General features: G+C 66.8%; 12 protein-coding genes and 1 tRNA gene. 2 read left to right on the top strand and 11 right to left on the bottom strand.

All coding sequences use genetic code 11. The features are described 5' to 3' along the window. Positions 1-18: 18 nt before the first annotated feature. The 4 genes from F615_RS0105995 to F615_RS0106010 all read right to left on the bottom strand — a co-directional run bounded on the left by F615_RS0105995 (position 19) and on the right by F615_RS0106010 (position 5,798). The gene (locus F615_RS0105995) at positions 19-3,087 is read right to left on the bottom strand and encodes an efflux RND transporter permease subunit (RefSeq protein WP_026330073.1); all 3,069 of its coding nucleotides are present in this window, start codon (positions 3,085-3,087) and stop codon (positions 19-21) included. Positions 3,088-3,099: 12 nt separating this feature from the next. Next, on the bottom strand, positions 3,100-4,344 hold the full coding sequence (locus tag F615_RS0106000) for an efflux RND transporter periplasmic adaptor subunit (RefSeq protein ID WP_019560273.1): 1,245 nt from the start codon (positions 4,342-4,344) through the stop codon (positions 3,100-3,102). A gap of 111 nt (positions 4,345-4,455) precedes the next feature. Continuing rightward, positions 4,456-4,908, bottom strand: coding sequence for a ribonuclease HI (gene rnhA, locus F615_RS0106005; RefSeq protein WP_026330074.1), 453 nt, complete (start codon positions 4,906-4,908; stop codon positions 4,456-4,458). Between the two features lie 29 nt (positions 4,909-4,937). Continuing rightward, positions 4,938-5,798: a class I SAM-dependent methyltransferase gene (locus F615_RS0106010; RefSeq protein ID WP_033371014.1), complete on the bottom strand. Its 861-nt coding sequence runs from the start codon at positions 5,796-5,798 to the stop codon at positions 4,938-4,940. On the opposite strand from F615_RS0106010, the gene gloB reads away from it, so the two are divergent. Both gloB and F615_RS17865 read left to right on the top strand, forming a co-directional pair. Then, on the top strand, positions 5,797-6,567 hold the full coding sequence (gene gloB / locus F615_RS0106015; RefSeq protein ID WP_019560276.1) for a hydroxyacylglutathione hydrolase: 771 nt from the start codon (positions 5,797-5,799) through the stop codon (positions 6,565-6,567). The two genes, F615_RS0106010 and gloB, sit on opposite strands and share 2 nt — an antisense overlap. Further along, positions 6,564-8,147 carry a transglycosylase SLT domain-containing protein gene (locus F615_RS17865; RefSeq protein WP_245558334.1) on the top strand — a complete coding sequence of 528 codons (1,584 nt, stop codon included), beginning with the start codon at positions 6,564-6,566 and terminating at the stop codon, positions 8,145-8,147. Before gloB ends, F615_RS17865 begins: the two co-directional genes overlap by 4 nt. Here F615_RS17865 and F615_RS0106025 read toward each other — a convergent pair. From F615_RS0106025 to F615_RS0106055, 7 genes are all read right to left on the bottom strand, one after another. Further along, positions 8,128-9,210, bottom strand: coding sequence for an ABC transporter substrate-binding protein (locus F615_RS0106025; protein ID WP_083932407.1), 1,083 nt, complete (start codon positions 9,208-9,210; stop codon positions 8,128-8,130). The two genes, F615_RS17865 and F615_RS0106025, sit on opposite strands and share 20 nt — an antisense overlap. Before the next feature lie 90 nt (positions 9,211-9,300). Continuing rightward, positions 9,301-9,888, bottom strand: coding sequence for a recombination mediator RecR (gene recR, locus F615_RS0106030; protein WP_019560279.1), 588 nt, complete (start codon positions 9,886-9,888; stop codon positions 9,301-9,303). Positions 9,889-9,906: 18 nt separating this feature from the next. Beyond that, on the bottom strand, positions 9,907-10,233 hold the full coding sequence (locus F615_RS0106035; protein ID WP_019560280.1) for a YbaB/EbfC family nucleoid-associated protein: 327 nt from the start codon (positions 10,231-10,233) through the stop codon (positions 9,907-9,909). Between the two features lie 64 nt (positions 10,234-10,297). Continuing rightward, complete coding sequence (gene dnaX, locus F615_RS0106040; protein WP_019560281.1) at positions 10,298-12,148, bottom strand: DNA polymerase III subunit gamma/tau; 1,851 nt, start codon at positions 12,146-12,148, stop codon at positions 10,298-10,300. A 30-nt stretch (positions 12,149-12,178) separates the two neighbouring features. Further along, positions 12,179-13,480: an MFS transporter gene (locus F615_RS0106045; RefSeq protein WP_019560282.1), complete on the bottom strand. Its 1,302-nt coding sequence runs from the start codon at positions 13,478-13,480 to the stop codon at positions 12,179-12,181. An 83-nt stretch (positions 13,481-13,563) separates the two neighbouring features. Continuing rightward, positions 13,564-13,655 (bottom strand) — tRNA-Leu (locus F615_RS0106050). Between the two features lie 44 nt (positions 13,656-13,699). Further along, on the bottom strand, positions 13,700-16,009 hold the full coding sequence (locus F615_RS0106055) for an HDOD domain-containing protein (protein WP_019560283.1): 2,310 nt from the start codon (positions 16,007-16,009) through the stop codon (positions 13,700-13,702). Positions 16,010-16,058 lie beyond the last annotated feature (49 nt).

The raw sequence follows: 16,058 nt of genomic DNA on the forward strand, positions 1-16,058 counted from the left end.
GGGGCGGCGGCGCTCGCCTCAGGCTCGCACCGCCTCTTCCACCGGCCGCGTGATCGGCCCAGGCGTGCTGCGCCGCGCAAACAAGGTGTACATCGTGGGCACCACGAACAGGGTCAGCACGGTGCCCACCGTCATGCCGCCCACGATGACCCAGCCGATTTGTTGCCGGCTTTCGGCGCCCGCCCCCGCAGCGATGGCCAAGGGCACCGCACCCAACACCATGGCGCCAGTGGTCATCAGAATGGGCCGCAAACGCAAAGCCGCCGCGCGGCGTGTCGCTTCCATCAGCCCCAGGCCCTGCTGGCGCAACTGGTTGGCAAATTCGACGATCAGAATCCCATGCTTGGTGATCAAGCCCACCAAGGTGATCAGACCGATCTGTGAATACACGTTGAGCGTGCCGCCGCTGAGCTTGAGGGCCGCCAGCGCGCCCACCATCGACAGCGGTACCGACAGCAAGATCACGAAGGGATCAACGAAGCTCTCGAACTGGGCGGCCAGCACCAGGAAGATGAAGAACAACGCCAGTACGAACACCAGCCCGAGCGCGCCACTGGAGGCGCGGAACTCGCGCGAGACCCCGTTGAGTTCGGTGGCATAGCCTGCCGGCAGCAACCGTTCGGCGGTTTCGTCCATGAACTTCAGCGCATCGCCCAGGGCAAAGCCTGGCGCCAGGTTGGCCGTGATGCTGACCGAGCGGCGCTGATTGAAGTGGTTGAGCTCACGCGCAGAGACGGCCTCGCGCACCGTCACCAGCGACGACAGCGGGATCATGCGGTTGTCACGCCCGCGCACGAACATCCGCTCGATGTCGTGGGGCCGCGCCCGCCCACCGGCTTCGGTCTGGACGATCACATCGTATTGCTCGGCATCACGCTTGAAGCGGGTGACGTTGCGACCGCCGAGCATGGTTTCGACCGTACGCGCGACTTGGTCGACCGAGACGCCGGCATCGGCGGCGCGCTCACGGTCGACCTCGAGGTAGATCTCCGGCTTGTTCAGTCGTAAATCGATGTCGGGTTGCACGAAACCGCCATGGCGGTTCATCGCCTCGACGAATTGCTGAGCCACTGCATGCAGCTTCTCATAGCTGTCAGAGGTGAGGATGACATAGTTGAGCGAGCGCTCACGAAAACCCTGCCCCAGTGAGGGCGGTGTGATCGGAAAGGCACTGACGCCAGGCAGGGCCGCCAGCTTGGGTTGAAGCTCACGTGCGAGCTGCTGCGTGCTGCGCTGGCGCGCGTCCCAGTCGATCGTGCGCATGAACGAGATGCCCTGGGAAACGGTTGGGTTGCCCGCGACCACGAACACACGGTCGAACTCGGGCAGGCTGGCACCGATGCGTTCGATCTCGAGCATGTACTTCTCGGTGTAGGCCAGGGTCGAGCCGTCCGGCGCATTGACCGTGACGAGCACCACGCCCCGGTCCTCCATCGGGGCCAGCTCACTGCGCATGCCGATGAACAACCACCAGCTGGCTGCGGCACTGGCCAGCATGGTCAGCACCACGATCCATCGGCGCGCGAGCGTCCATGACAAAGCCCGCTCATAGGCCTGGGTGAGGGCCACCAGCACACGCTCCATGCCCCGATCGAAGCGGGTCGGTCGCGGATTGTGACGCAGCAGCTTGGAACACATCATCGGCGACAGCGTCAGCGCCACGAAGCCCGAGATGATCACCGCGCCGGCCAGGGTCAGTGCGAATTCCACGAACAGCCGTCCGGTACGCCCCGGCGTGAAGGCCAGCGGTGCGTACACGGCCGCCAGGGTGAGGGTCATCGCCACCACGGCAAACCCGACCTCCTGAGCCCCCTTGATCGCCGCAGCGAAAGGTTCCAGGCCTTCCTCGATGTGGCGATAGATGTTCTCCAGCACGACGATGGCGTCATCCACCACCAAGCCGATGGCCAACACCAACGCCAACAGCGTCAGCGTGTTGATCGTGAAGCCCACGGCGGCCATCAACGCGAAGGCCCCGATCAGACACACCGGGATCGTGACCAAGGGGATGATCGAGGCCCGCAAGGTGCGCAAGAAGACGAACACCACCAGGGCCACCAGCACCACGGCCTCGGCGATCGTCTTGTAGACCGCCTTGACCGAGCGGTCGATGAAGACCGAGTTGTCGTTGGCCACCTGCACCGTCACCCCCTCGGGCAGTTCCTGCTGCAGGCGCGGCAAGATCGCGCGCACGCCTTCGGCCACCTCCAGCGGATTGGCGGTCGCCTGTCGGATCACTCCAAGCGACACCGAGCGCTGTCCATTCAAGCGCACGCTCGAACGTTCACTGGCTGCGGCCAGCTCCACGCGAGCCACATCACGCAGCCGCACGGTATAGCCGGCCACTTGGCGCAGCGCCACCTGCCCGAACTGCTCGGGCGTGCTGAGGTCGGTCTGCGCGGTGACGCTGAACTCGCGCTGCTGCCCCTCGATGCGTCCGGCGGGCACTTCCAGGTTCTGGCGCCGCAGCGCGTCTTCGACGTCCTGCACGGTCACGCCATAGGCGGCCAGCCGGTCGGGGTCGAGCCACACACGCATCGCATACTCGCGCTCGCCGCGCACCAGCACGTCGGCCACGCCGTTGACCGTCTGCAGGCGCGGCTTGATCACCCGGGTGATGAGATCGGTCACCTCCAAGGGCGACAGGGTGGTCGTGGTGAAAGCCAGCCAGATCGTCGGCGAGGCATCGGCCTCGACCTTGGAGATGACCGGCTCGTCGACCGAGTCGGGCAGCCGCCCGCGCACCCGGGCCACACGGTCGCGCACTTCGGCGGCCGCGTCATCGGGGTTTTTGTCGAGCTTGAAGCGCACCGAGATCTGGCTTTGCTCTTGACGCGAGATCGAGGTGATGATGTCCACGCCCTCGATCCCGGCGATCGAATCTTCCAGCGGCTTGGTCACTTGCGATTCGATCACCTCGGAGGATGCGCCAGCCAGGCGGGTGGCGACCGTCACCACCGGCTCATCGATGCGCGGGTACTCGCGCACCTGCAGCCGCTGAAAAGACACCAAGCCCAGCAACAGAATCAGCAAGGACAGCACGGTGGCGAACACCGGCCGGCGCACACACACTTCGGAGATTTTCATGATCATCCCCTGCTATGGCTGCGACAACGGGCTGGCCGCCACGGTACGCTGCCCCTGGCGACGCGCCTGGCCAGCCGCGCTGGCTGCCGCCGGTGCCGACGCCGCCTCCGCAGGACGCGCAGCACCACCGATTGCGACCACCCGCAAGGGGGTGCCGTCGGCACCAATACGCTGATGCCCGGCAGTGACGACCGTCGCGCCCGCCGGCACGCCCCGCACGATTTCCACCAGGCCCTCACGGCGCTGTCCCAGCACCACCTCGACGCGACGCGACACCCGAGTACCGGCAGGCATGCCTTCGCCACCGTCGACCACGAGGATCACATACTGCCGTCCGCCCTGCGGCACGATGGCCTCCTCCGGCACCATCACTGCATCGACACGAGTTGCAAGCACCGCCTCGACACGGGCGAACATGCCCGACCGCAGTAGCCCCCGAGGGTTATCGATGCTTGCCCGCACGAGCACCGAACGTCCATTGACATCGACTTGGGGTTCGAGCGCCTGGACACGGGCTTCGAAGCGCTGCCCGGGCAAGGCATCGACGCGGACCTGGACCGGCTGACCGACGCGCAGCTGCGGCAGATAGCGCTCGGGCAAGCGGAAATCCACGTAGACCGTGCGCAGGTCTTCCAAGCTCACCAAATCGGTTCCCTCTCTCACATAGTCGCCCACGTTGACGAGCCGGATACCGACCGTCCCGTCGAAGGGCGCCACGATGCGTAAACGCTCGATCTGAGCCTGCACCAGCGCCACTTGCGCGCGAGCCACCTGCAGATTGGCAGCCCCCTGATCGACCGCCGCCTGGCTGATGAAGTTTTGCGCCAGCAGCTCGCGGTTGCGAGCATCGTTGGCTCGGGCAATGTCCAGCTGGGCTTGCGCTTGTTGAAGTTGGGCACGAAGCACGCTGTCGTCGAGCTGCACCAGCAGCTGGCCACGACGCACCACCTGACCGTCACGAAAGCCCAGTGCGGCCACCCGCCCTGAAACCTCCGGCCGCAGCATCACGCCTTGACGGGACTTCAACGTGCCCACGGCCTGGGCCAGCTCGGCCACCGGCAGTGACAGCGCTCGCCCCACCTCCACGGCCACAGGACCGGCGGGCCCCGCTGCGCGCGCGGCGGTCGCGGCCTTGTCTGGGGCCCCCACCGCCGAGGGGCCGGACTTGGATCCTGGCCCGATGTGTTGGTACCAGTAGGCCACAACGCTGGCCAGCGCGATGCCGACCACCGCAACGAGGGTGTGCAACTTCTTCATACGGCGCGATCCTGCGGGCATGCCGACAATGTACGCGCAAGCCACCAAGCCGGTTCACACTTCTTCACAAGTCCTGGCGGCCCAGTGATCGCAGATCGCACACGACGGCTCTCAGCCCACGCTGGCTGCTCCGCGGTTGGCCAGCGCATCGGCGCGCTCATTGCCGGGGTCGCCAGCATGGCCCTTGACCCAACGCCAATGTACGCGGTGCAAGGCGGCCAACGCCTCCAGCCGCTGCCACAACTCGACGTTCTTCACGGGTTTGCGATCGGCCGTCTTCCAGCCACGGGCCTTCCAGGCGGGCAACCACTCGGTGATGCCTTTGCGCACGTACTGGCTGTCGGTGTAGATCGTCACATCGCAGCTGCGCTTGAGGCTGGCCAAGGCCTCGATCACGGCGGTGAGCTCCATGCGGTTGTTGGTGGTGGAGCGTTCGCCGCCGAACAACTCCTTTTCATGGACGCCGCAGACCAGCCAAGCGCCCCAGCCCCCGGGGCCTGGATTGCCTTTGCAAGCCCCGTCGGTGTAGATGACCACCTGGGGTCTTGGAGTCGTGGTATTCATGGACATCGATCTTGTGTTGATCCCAAGCGTCAGGGCGCCCCCGAACCAGAACCATTCGCAGGCCGATGCGCCTTGCGACGGGCCACGACAGCCGGTGCGGCCTGGGTGCGCTGACGCTGTTTCCAGGCCGGTCCGATCAGGCGCATGCCTCGCACCCGCTTGACCGCCACCAAAAAGTACACCGCCCCGAGCACGGGCCACCAGCGGTCACCGGCCGGCTCCATCCAACGGTAGCGATCCAACCACGATTGGGTGCGCAGCAGGGGGCGGTAACAGCCGAAACGCCCGCCCTCGATGTCGAAACTGAGCAGGCGCAACCAGTCGCGCAAGCGCCAGTAGCCGATGAATTCCCCCGTTTCGGGCAGCGGCAAGGCCCCCAGGCCCAAGCGCATGCCTATGCGGGCGCAGCGCTGTTGCAAGCCCCACAGGCTGGCCGGGTTGAAGCCGAGGATGATCACTCTGCCCTCGGGCACCAGCACCCGCTCGACCTCGCGCAAGGTCTGATGCGGATCGCCGGCCAACTCCAGACTGTGCGGCAACACCACCAGATCCAGGCTCTGCGTCTCGAACGGCAGGGCGTGGAAGTCGGCCACCACCGCATGCGGGGTCGGCTGCGCAGCCTCGGAGGTATGGCCGCTGGGCGAAGGTGCCGGCCTCAGGGGCGGTTGTGGCGGGTCACCAGCCGGCGGTCGATCGAGCAGCACCCAGCGATGCGGCATGCGGTTGTGCCTCAATGCGTCCAGACAGGGCCAGCCCAACTGCACGGCATGGAACCCGAACAGATCGTTGACGGTCCGATCGATTTGCTCGCGTTCCCACGCCAACAGGTACTGACCCGCTGGGGTGAGCAGCCACTCCTCCAAACCTATAATCCTTCGGTCTTGCCTCATGAAACTGCTTGCCTTACCCGCCTTCACCGACAACTACATCTGGATGCTCCACGATGGCCGCGAAGCCTTGGTGGTCGATCCAGGCGAAGCAGCGCCGGTGATCGAGGCCTTACAGACCCATGGCCTGAGGCTCAGCGGCATTCTAGTGACCCATCACCACGGCGACCATGTCGGTGGCATCGATGCCCTGCGCAGTGTGCTGCACGGCCCAGTCTACGGTCCGGCGCGTGAGGCCATCCCGCCCCCTTACACCCCGCTGTGCGATGGACAGCGCGTACAGTGGAGGGGCCTGGACTTTGAGGTGATCGACGTGCCCGGACACACGGCCGGGCACATCGCTTTCTGGAGCCCAGGTGCGGGCGAAGGCCCCCTGCTCTTTTGTGGTGACACTTTGTTCTCGGCCGGCTGTGGTCGCTTGTTCGAAGGCACACCGGCTCAGATGAGCGCCTCGTTGGCGCGGCTGGCCGCGCTGCCCGGTTCGACGAAAGTGTGCTGCGCCCATGAATACACCTTGAGCAATCTGCGCTTTGCACAGGCGGTCGAGCCCGGCAATGCGGCACTGGCAGAGTATGTGCGGCATTGTGAGGCTTTGCGTGCGCGTGGCCAGCCTACCCTGCCCAGCACGATCGCGCGCGAACGCGCGATCAATCCTTTTTTGCGCTGCCGCGAGCCCGAAGTGGTGGCCGCCGCTCGACGCCGCCAACCCACGGCCGACGATGCCGTGTCCGTGCTGGCTGCCTTGCGCGAATGGAAGAACGACTACCGATGATGCTTGTACGTTTGTCTCATCGATGTGCCACGCTGCTCGCATTGGCCTGCTTGGGTCTGGCCGGATGCGCGAGCCTGAACGAACCCTCGCCTGCAGCCGCGCCAGCGCTGCCTGCGGCGGCGCCGGCAACGGTGGCCACCCCGGCACCGATCGCGCCGCTCGAATCCCCAGCGCCGTCCGTGCCGTCGCAGCCGGCCCCCAGCCCCAACGCTGCAGCAGCAGTGATCGTGCCCGATGCTGGCGGCCCCAGCAGTGCGGCCGATGTGGGCGATGTGCCGGACGAAGTGGCTTCGCGTGACCTGTGGCAGCGCATCCGCGAAGGTTTCGCGATGCCCGACCTGGACAACGAACTGGTACGCGACCGCGAGCGCTACTATGCCGCCCGCCCGCAGTACATGCAGCGCATGACCGAGCGGGCCAGCCGCTACCTGTTCCACATCGTCGAGGAAGTGCAACGCCGCGGCCTGCCCACCGAGCTGGCGCTGCTGCCATTCATCGAAAGCGCCTTCAACCCGCAAGCGCTGTCCAGTGCCCGCGCCTCGGGCATGTGGCAGTTCATCCCGTCCACCGGCCGCCACTACGACCTCAAGCAAAACATCTTCCGCGACGAGCGGCGCGACGTGTTGGCCTCCACCCGGGCCGCGCTGGACTACCTGACGCGGCTGTATGACATGTTTGGCGACTGGCACCTCGCCCTGGCTGCCTACAACTGGGGTGAGGGCAATGTGCAACGCGCCATCGCACGCAACCGGGAACAGGGGCGCCCCATCGACTACGAAAGTCTGCGCATGCCCACGGAGACGCGGTACTACGTCCCGAAGCTGCAAGCCATCAAGAACATCGTGGCGCGCCCCGAGGCTTTCGGCCTGAGGCTCACCCCGATCGAAAACCACCCCTACTTCCTCACGGTCGAGATCCAGCGTGACATCGACGTGGACCTGGCCATCTCGCTGGCTCGCCTGGACCGCGCCGAGTTCATGGCCTTGAATCCTCAACTGAACAAGCCGGTGATCCTGGCTGCCGGCATGCCGCAGATCCTGCTGCCCTACGACAATGCCAAGCAGTTCGTCCGCAACCTGGCCCAACACAAGGGCCCGCTGGCCAGTTGGACCGCCTGGGTCGTGCCGCAAACGCAATCGCCCGCCGAGATCGCGCGCAAGCTGGGCATGAGTGAAGCGCAATTGCGCGCGGTGAACAAGATTCCCCCGCGCATGGTGGTCAAAGCCGGCTCGACCTTGCTGGTGCCGCGCAATGACCGCAAACACCTCCGTGACGTGGACGAACACATCGCCGACCATGCCACACTGTCCTTGGCCCCGCAGCGCCCGCCTGGCAAGCGCATCGTCGTGCGCGCTGGCAGCAAAGACACCGTGGCCAGCCTGGCGCGGCGCTACCGGGTCTCGGCTGCCGAACTGGCCTCCTGGAACAACGTGAGTCCCACCAGCCGCTTCACCCGCGGTCAGCGCGTGGTGGTCTATACCCGAGCCGTTCAAACCACGGCATCGAAAAAACCGTCGACGCGCACGCAGGCCAAGGCGGCCCCGCGCGCCAAGCAAACGGTCAAGTTGGCGCGCCAATGACGCGCCGCGCCTGCAGCACGAAGGCATTGGTGTGGGCCGAGGCCATCCGTGGGGCCACATCCGGCCGCACACCGACGCCCTCGAGGCCTTGCACCACGCGCCAAGCGTTGTGTGCGGCCTCGTCGTCCAAGATCCCGTTGGGCGAATAGCCCTCGCGCACACGGAAATAGGCGGCCAGGTAGAGCGCGCGGTCTGCCCAAGTGTGCGTGGCTGGCACCGCTGCCAGCAGATCCGCCGGGGCGGCCGTCTGCAGCCAACGCAGCGATCGCAGCACGGCCTGCGTGAGTCCCTGCACGATGTGCGCGCGGGCCTTGACATAGCCGCGATGCGCAAACAGGCAGGTCGAGGGCAGCGGGCCGTCGAAGACATCCTCCGTCCCGCGCAAGGTGCGGGCATCGGCCAGCAGACGCAACTCACCGCGCCGTTCGAGCTGCGTCATCAAGGGATCGGCATGGCTGAGCGCCTGGATGCGGCCTTGGTCCCATGCCACCAGATCGGCCGCGCCGGCAGGCAGCTCCAGCCAATGGACCTCGGCCGGGCTGAGGCCGGCCTTGGCCAACAAGGCCTGGGCCAACAAGCGGGCCGCCAGACTCTCGGCCGCAACGCCAATGCACTGGCCACGCAGTTGCACGACATGGTCGAACTGCGGCAACTGGGCCGTGGACACGCCCATGGCCACCATGGGAGAGCGTCCCATCAGCACGAAAGACTGCCACGGTTGGTCTTGCAGGCGCTGGACGATGAGTTGCAGGTAAGAAGCCGCAGCCACGTCGATCCGACCTTGCCGCAATGCGCGGGCCACGGCGGCCGTCGAGCCCCAACCGACCAGGCGCACGTCCAGGCCCTCGTCGGTGAAGTACCCCAGCTGCCTGGCCACCACAAGCGGCAAATGAAACAACGAGTCCTCCCGCGTCAGCCCGAGGAGCACACGCGCCCGCGGCCCCGGCGGCTCGGCCCACAGGGCCGGGCAGGCCAATCCAGCCGCCCCCGCGCTTGCCCGCACGAGCCAGCGCCGGCGGCTGGGCCACGCAGGCCGAGAAGACCAAGCATGCACACGCGCCATGCCTGCACCTTAGGCAAGGCGCGGGGCGTCTCCCATCAGGGCGGCTCCTGTCAGGGTAAGCCCGTGGAATGCCGCCTTGGGAGACGTAGATCAGCGTCGATCGACCAGCGCATGGGCAATGGTGCCCACATCGACATATTCCAGCTCACTGCCTGCGGGCACGCCGCGAGCCAGACGGGTGACCTTGAGTCGCCGGGCCTTCAGCCCTTCGGACAACACATGGGCCGTGGCTTCACCCTCGGCCGTGAAGTTGGTGGCCAGAATGACCTCACGCACCTGGCCGTCGGCCACGCGCTGATACAACTTGGACAGACCGATGTCGCGCGGGCCCACACCATCGAGCGGGCTGAGCTTTCCCTGCAACACGAAATACAGCCCGCGGTAGCTGCCCGTGCGCTCGATCGCCGCCTGATCCGCAGGTGTCTCCACCACACACAGCTGGCTGGCGTCTCGTAGCGGATCGCGGCAGATGTCGCAGAGCTCGTCTTCCGTGAAGGTGTTGCACCGCTGGCAGTGGCGCACCGCCGTCATGGCCGCTTGCAGCGCTTGCGACAGCTGGTAAGCGCCATCGCGGTCATGCTGCAGCAGGTGGTAGGCCATGCGTGCAGCCGACTTCGGCCCCACGCCCGGCAGGCGGCGCAAGGCCTCGATCAATGCATCCAGTGCGCGTGTGGCCATGGCCGGCGGAACGACCGATCAGAAGGGGAACTTCATTCCCGGCGGCAGCGGCATGCCGGCGGTGAGTTTGCTCATCTTTTCCTGGCTCAGTTCCTCGGCCCGGCGCACCGCATCGTTGAAAGCCGCCGCCACCAGGTCTTCCAGCATGTCTTTGTCGTCGCTGAGCAAACTGGGGTCGATGCTGACCCGGCGCACGTCGTGCCGGCAGGTCATCAGCACCTTCACCAAGCCCGCGCCCGACTGTCCTTCCACCTCGGTGTGCGCGAGTTCCTCTTGCGCCTTGCGCAGGTTCTCTTGCATCGCCTGGGCCTGCTTCATCAGGCCTGCGAGTTGTCCTTTGAGCATGAGGAGGGTCCTTTCCTGGAGAAAAACGAGGCAGCGGCGGCCTGGGGCCGGCACCGCCTCAGGGTCACAGCGGTCTGATCGAACCGGGTACGACGCGAGCCGTGGCAAACTCCTGCAGCAACGACATCACGTACGGGTCATTGAGGATTTCGGCCTCGGCCGCCTGTTGGCGCAGGGCTTTGGCCTGGGCCTCCCGACGTGCGGGGGTGTCGTCGGTGGGGCCGACCGACAGCTCCAGCACCACCGGCTGACCCAGCACCTCCGACAGTGCCGCTTGAAGCCGGGCTTGCGATGCCGACGAGGCCAGCGTCTCGCGCTCGACCCGAAGTTGCCAGCGCGCCGGTTGGGCCGCATCATCCACCGCCACGCATTGGGCCTGCAAGGCCAGCTCACGCACCAGTGCCGTCACCAGCCCCCGCTCGATCATCTGGGCCACCAGGGCGTACCAACGGTCCGCCACAGCGGTATCAGCGACGGGGCTCGGCGCCGGCGTGGCCGCCGTCGCCCGCACTTCGTGGCTGACGCTCGGCGGTGGCAGCCCTGGACTCGCCACTTCGGCCGCCCGCGGCGCACCCGCCCCCCACGATGGCAAGGTGTCGGCCTGGGGTGCCGCCGTGACGGGCGCCATGGCGGCGGCAGATGCCTGTTGGGGCCCCTGGGACGCCCCGCGCGGCCCGCGCGCCGCTGCGGGGCGCGGCAGCGCCGCATCAGCCGGCTGGGGCACGGCAGAAGCGGCGCTGGTGCGCGGCGGCACGCTGGCGCGAGCGGCCCCTTGGCGCTGCAAAGGCATCGCCGCCGGGCGGGTAGAGCCCGGCATGGCCGGCCGGAATGCCAACATGCGCAACAAGGCCATCGTCAGGGCGCCGTATTCGTCGGCGGCCAAGCCCAGCTCATGGCGCCCGTGCAGCGCGATGCTGTAGAACAGTTGCGTGTCCTCCGGCGGCAAGGCTGCCGCCAGGGTCTGCAAGGTGGCATGGTCGGGATCGTCGGTGGCGCCCGCCTGGGGCACCACTTGGCGCACGGCCAGCTCTTGCAACACGGCGGCCATCTCCTCCAAGGCCCCGGCCGGCGACAACCCCTGCATGCGCATCTCATCGACGAGGCTCAGCAGCGAAGGCCCATCACCAGCGGCCAAGGCCTCGATGAGGCGGAACACATGGCCGCGGCCGACTGCGCCGAGCATCTGTCGCACACTGGCTTCGGCCAAAGCCCCGGAACCGTAGGCAATGGCCTGGTCGGTCAGCGACAAGGCGTCGCGCATCGAGCCGCGCGCGGCGCGCGCCAAAAGCCGCAGCGCGCCCGGCTCGGCTTGGATGCCTTCGGCAGCGAGCACCTGTTGCAAGTGCTCCAACACCGTTTGCGGGGCCATCGGACGCAGATTGAACTGCAAGCAGCGCGACAGCACCGTGGGCGGCACTTTCTGAGGGTCCGTGGTGGCCAGCACGAACTTCAGGTACTCCGGCGGCTCTTCCAAGGTCTTCAACATCGCGTTGAAGGCATGGTTGCTGAGCATGTGCACTTCGTCGATCATGTAGACCTTGAAGCGCCCCACCACCGGTTTGTAGACGGCTTGATCGAGCAGTTGGGCAATCTCGTCCACGCCCCGGTTGGAGGCCGCATCGAGCTCGACATAGTCGACGAAGCGACCGGCGTCGATGTCCCGGCACGGCGGGCACACCCCGCAGGGCGTGGCCGTGACACCGCCTTGCCCGTCGGGGCCGACGCAATTGAGCGACTTGGCCAAGATCCGCGACACCGTGGTCTTGCCCACCCCCCGCGTGCCGGTAAAAAGATAGGCATGGTGCAGGCGCTGCTGCGTCAGCGCATTGGACAGGGCCTGCACCACATGGCCCTGGCCCACCATCTGCTCGAAGGTGCGCGGGCGGTACTTCCGGGCCAGGACGAGGTAACTCATGGAGTGGATTCTACGGGGCAGGTCGCCGCCTCACCCTTGAATGGCCGCTGCGCGACCGCGCTCGATGTCCACCGGCTTGAGCAACAGCAGCCCTGCCAAGAAGAACAGCCCCGTAGAGACGATGGCCAGCCGATGGTTGCCAGCAGTCCACCAGGTCACCAGGCCGTAGGTGATGGGCCCGACGATGGCCGCCAGCCGCACGGCGAATGTCCACAGCCCAAAGAACTCGGCCAGGTGCTTCTGCGGCGCAAAGAGACCGGCCAGGGCGCGTCCGGCCGATTGGCTCGACCCCATACACAGCCCGGCGATGATGGCAGCGGCCCAGAACAAGGGCGCCGAAGTGGCCAGGTAGGCCAAGACCACCATCGCGACCCAGCCCACCAGCGTCAAGGCCAACGAGCGCTTGTGACCCAAGCGATCCTGCAGGTACCCAAAACCGAAGGCGCCCAGGGCCGACGCGATGTTGACGAGAAAGACCAGAGCCATGGTTTGTTGTTGCTGGAAGCCCAGCACCTGCTCGGCGTAGACGGCCGCCAATGCGATCACCACGGCAATACCGGCTTGGTAGCTGGCGGTGCAGCCCAGCAGCCAGAGGAAGTCACGATGACCCCGTGCGCGCTGCCAGGTCTGCCACAGTCGATCGATCGAGGCGCGCAGCCCCCTGTCCCGCATGGCTTGCGGCTGTGGCACGGCCCGCTCCTTCAACAAGGCAAAGGTGACCAGCGAAGCCACGCCGTAGACCGTCGCCGTAATGACCATCGTGACCGGCACGAAATGGGTGGCGGGCAGTCCCTGGGCCTGGGCCCACAACACATAGGCCAAGCTCAAGCCCAAAGACAGCATGCCGCCAAAGTAGCCAAAGCTCCAGCCCCAGCCCGACACGCGGCCCAGCGCAGGTGGGCGGGCCAGCTCGGGCAGAAAGGACGCGATCAGCGATTCACCATAGGCATAAAAGCTGTTGGACAAAATGATGGCTACCACGGCCAGGGCCACGTCACCACGCCCCACCAGGGCCAGCGCCAAGGTCGTCAGCACGCAGCCGGCCGTGGTGAAGGCCAGCAAGCGTTTTTTGGCCGCCCGCCAATCGGCATAGGCACCAAGGGTCGGCGCGGTGAACATCACCAACAGGCACGAGGCCGACAGCGAGGCCGTCCAGGCCAAGGTGGCCCATTGGGCACCTTCAGCGACCACGCCAACGAAGTACGCGTTGAACACGGCCGTCAAGACGACGGTGGTATAGCCCGAGTTGGCGAAGTCGTACATCGCCCACCCGAACACCTCGCGCTTACGCACGCCTTCGTTGAGGGCTTGCTGAGGAAACACGGCCGCCATGAGATCTCCTTGTGCACGCTGGCGGGCATGATGCCAGAGTCGACTTTGCATGCCTGGGGCATGCACGGCGTGGGCCGCTCCCGTGGTGCCCCGGGCCGGACTCGAACCGGCACGCCTCCTCTCGGACGGCGGCGGATTTTAAGTCCGCTGCGTCTACCACTTTCGCCACCGGGGCCTTGGGGGGTGAAGTGTACGGGAGGAGCCGCCGTTGAGCCTTGCTCAAGCCTTCGTGCGCTGCACAGCCACATAGAGCTTGCGCAGTTCGTCGCGCAGGCTGCGCATCAAAGACAAATCGCGGTCCGACAACCGGAAGCCATTGGGCTGCGCATGGTCGGCATACAAGGCAGCGGCCGTCTGTTGGCCATCGCTGATGGGCAGCAGCATGAAGGCCGGAGCCGCCACATGGGCGCGAAACCAGGCCGGCAGCTTGGCGGCCAAACCCGGCACGGTGGCATCGCGAATGAGCGAATCGGCCCCCTTGGCACACAGGGCACTGAAGGCATCGGCCGCATCGTCCCGCGGGAATCGGAACTGAGCCCCCCAGGCGGTATCGAACTGCCCCCACACCTTGCGCGCTTGGAACCAACCGCTGGTGGGCTCGAGTTCGATCAGTGCCACGCAGCGGCAGCCAAAGTGTCGCCACACGGCCTGCCCCACGATGTCCAAACAGGCCTCCCGCCCTTCCCCGCGCCGCAGCGCAGATCGCAGCTGGGCGAGGGCGGCCGACAAGGGATGAACCGGTGAAACGTCCGCTGTCGTCAGACTTGCTTTGACGGGGGGCTCCAGACCCGAGCGCAGCGTGGCAGTTCCACTGGCGGGGTCGCGTCGCATCGCCGCAGCAGGAGGAGCCGCCGTGCCCGCCGCATCCCAAATGTCCTGGGCCTGAACGCCCAGTGCCGCGGCGTACTGGTCGAGCCAGCGCAACGTCTGATCCGACACCTCGCGAGCGGCATCGCGCTTGCGCGTGCCTGCCACGACATTGCCTACGCCACCGAGCAGGCGAAACCAATCGCTGCGTCGTTGCGGCATGCGCACGGGGCTGCCGGGCTGCGGCACACGCATCACTCGGAGCAATTCCTCCGGCAACCCCCAGGTGCGCCCGACGGCCACGCCGAGGTCCTCGTAACTCAAGCCCAGCACGGCCTGAGCGGCCTGTTCTTCGCTTTGCCCTTGGCTGCGCGCCAGCTGACGCACTTGCGCGGCCTCGTCGGGCAGATGGTGCTGCACGAGCACCCGACCCAGGTTTTGCATCAGCGCGGCGATGTAGCTCTCTTCTTCCGCGGTCTGCGTGGGGCACAAGCGCGCGGCGACCCGCCCGGCCACGCGGCAGCGCGCATATTCGTCGGCCAGCGCCTCGCGCTGGGCGCTGTCGCGCAGATCCTCCAGCTGCGGCAAGGTGCCTGCCATGTCACGCAAGGCCTGCACCCCCAGCAGCGCAATGCAACGCGACACCGTCGTGATGCTGCCACCGCCCACCGAGCTGAAATAGGCAGCATTGGTCATGCGCAACAACTTGTGCACCAGGGCCACGTCATCGAGCACGGCACGCGCGATTTCGTCGAGATTGACGGCTTCGGCACCCGCCAGCCGCCGCACACGGCGCACCGACTCGGCCTGCACCGGCAGATCACCGCGCTGGGCCAGGCTGGCCAGCAGGCGCTGCAAAGTGCGCTGGGCCAGCGTATCGCCGCTGCCGTCGAGCAAGGCGGGGGTGAGCCAGTCCTGCAAGGCTTGACGCAGCGCTTGCGCACTCTGCGGTCGTTGCCGTGGATCGCGTGCCAGCGCGGCGTGCACGATGGAGCGCAAACCCGCTTCGCCAGGCTGGTCCAACACACCCGCCGGCACGCTCAGATCTTCCGATTGCAGCCGCTCTACCGCACGACGCGGCTGTGCATCGGCCACGGCCGGCCGCCCCACCAGCAGCGCATACAACAGCAAGCCCACCCCGTGCACGTCGCTGCGCGCATCAGCGCGCATCCCTGCGGCCACCTCCGGTGCCAGATACAACCCGCGCGCGGTGTTCAGCCGCAAAGGATCAATGCTTCGCCCCGCCGGCTCGAACGCGCCGAGCAAGGCGCGGCCCGTGATGTCCAGCCATACGGCATCGGGCCGCACGCGGCCATGCACCATCCCGGCCTCGTGCACATGCACCAGGGCATCGAGTACGCCGATGGCCACCAGCACGGCCTGACGCACCGGCATGGTCTCGTGATCGGCCAGCCATTGCGACAGCACCATGCCGGCAAACGGCGCGCACACCAACACCGCCCGATCGGCTTCGATGCGAGCTTCGACGGCCTGCACGATGTTGGGATGGCTCAGCGCGCATTGCGCCCGCGTGACCTCGCGCCACGTCGCCGGGGTCAGGCCAGGCAGCGGTAGCTGCTGCCAAACCTGAAGCAACCAGTCCCGCTCGGTCGTCACGTCGCGCGCTTGCCACCAGGCGCTATCGACGTCGCTGGTCATCAGGCGAACCAACTGATAGCGCCCGAGCGATGCGTTGGGGGTCTCGGTATCGACGGTGCTCACATCAAGTCTGGGCAATGAAGGCGCGCGACATGCCCCGATTTGACCATGA

This window comes from Caldimonas manganoxidans ATCC BAA-369, assembly GCF_000381125.1.
Classification (GTDB): domain Bacteria; phylum Pseudomonadota; class Gammaproteobacteria; order Burkholderiales; family Burkholderiaceae_C; genus Caldimonas; species Caldimonas manganoxidans.

Bases quoted from the DNA above. Each gene is read 5' to 3' on its own strand.
- gloB (WP_019560276.1), top strand. From the start codon at position 5,797: ATGAAACTGCTTGCCTTACCCGCCTTCACCGACAACTACATCTGGATG.
- recR (WP_019560279.1), bottom strand. From the start codon at position 9,888: ATGGCCACACGCGCACTGGATGCATTGATCGAGGCCTTGCGCCGCCTG.
- rnhA (WP_026330074.1), bottom strand. From the start codon at position 4,908: ATGAATACCACGACTCCAAGACCCCAGGTGGTCATCTACACCGACGGG.
- F615_RS17865 (WP_245558334.1), top strand. From the start codon at position 6,564: ATGATGCTTGTACGTTTGTCTCATCGATGTGCCACGCTGCTCGCATTG.
- F615_RS0106010 (WP_033371014.1), bottom strand. From the start codon at position 5,798: ATGAGGCAAGACCGAAGGATTATAGGTTTGGAGGAGTGGCTGCTCACC.
- F615_RS0106025 (WP_083932407.1), bottom strand. From the start codon at position 9,210: ATGGCGCGTGTGCATGCTTGGTCTTCTCGGCCTGCGTGGCCCAGCCGC.
- F615_RS0106035 (WP_019560280.1), bottom strand. From the start codon at position 10,233: ATGCTCAAAGGACAACTCGCAGGCCTGATGAAGCAGGCCCAGGCGATG.
- F615_RS0105995 (WP_026330073.1), bottom strand. From the start codon at position 3,087: ATGAAAATCTCCGAAGTGTGTGTGCGCCGGCCGGTGTTCGCCACCGTG.
- F615_RS0106000 (WP_019560273.1), bottom strand. From the start codon at position 4,344: ATGAAGAAGTTGCACACCCTCGTTGCGGTGGTCGGCATCGCGCTGGCC.
- dnaX (WP_019560281.1), bottom strand. From the start codon at position 12,148: ATGAGTTACCTCGTCCTGGCCCGGAAGTACCGCCCGCGCACCTTCGAG.
- F615_RS0106045 (WP_019560282.1), bottom strand. From the start codon at position 13,480: ATGGCGGCCGTGTTTCCTCAGCAAGCCCTCAACGAAGGCGTGCGTAAG.